This is a genomic window from Citrobacter cronae, assembly GCF_016893685.1.
Lineage (GTDB): Bacteria > Pseudomonadota > Gammaproteobacteria > Enterobacterales > Enterobacteriaceae > Citrobacter > Citrobacter werkmanii.
Window position 1 is genome coordinate 3,966,454 of sequence record NZ_CP069763.1, and the last position, 466, is coordinate 3,966,919.

1 protein-coding gene is annotated in these 466 nt (G+C 52.1%); it reads right to left on the reverse strand.

Annotated elements, in window-relative coordinates:
- Positions 1-25 precede the first annotated feature (25 nt).
- The gene (locus JSN25_RS17155) at positions 26-445 is read right to left on the reverse strand and encodes a hypothetical protein (RefSeq protein ID WP_204525741.1); all 420 of its coding nucleotides are present in this window, start codon (positions 443-445) and stop codon (positions 26-28) included.
- Between the last annotated feature and the right edge of the window lie 21 nt (positions 446-466).

Sequence of the window (466 nt, forward strand, 5' to 3'; positions counted from 1 at the left end):
GCACACTTGCGGCGAGGTAACTTTTTCAGAATGGCAGGCATTGTTGTCCACCTCCCTGAATGGCGTTTAACTCTCTGCGATGCGCGTTTAGATAGCTATTCCAGTGGGCTTGCCGGATGATGGCGGCTTGCTCTTCCAGCAGAACTGGCTCGCGAATGGCTTTGTATTTCCGGTTTTTGTCTTCCCGAATAACATCGCCATTAACATGCAGCGCCTGACACAGCGGACAATAATCACGGGTCTCCATGCCACCCGATCTATCTGAGAAAAAGATATTGCCGTGCCATGTTCCGCACTCAGCACACATCGGCGCGTCGCACGTAAAAATTCCCCGCGCATTGCCGAGGTGGTGGTTTTCGTCTTCATCAGCATCCCAGCCGATGATCCCATCACATAGCAGGGTTGCAGGTTTACCGCAGAACAGGCATTTCGCTGATTTAGCCATAATCACCCCCAGACCTTTTGG

Bases quoted from the DNA above. Each gene is read 5' to 3' on its own strand.
- JSN25_RS17155 (WP_204525741.1), bottom strand. From the start codon at position 445: ATGGCTAAATCAGCGAAATGCCTGTTCTGCGGTAAACCTGCAACCCTG.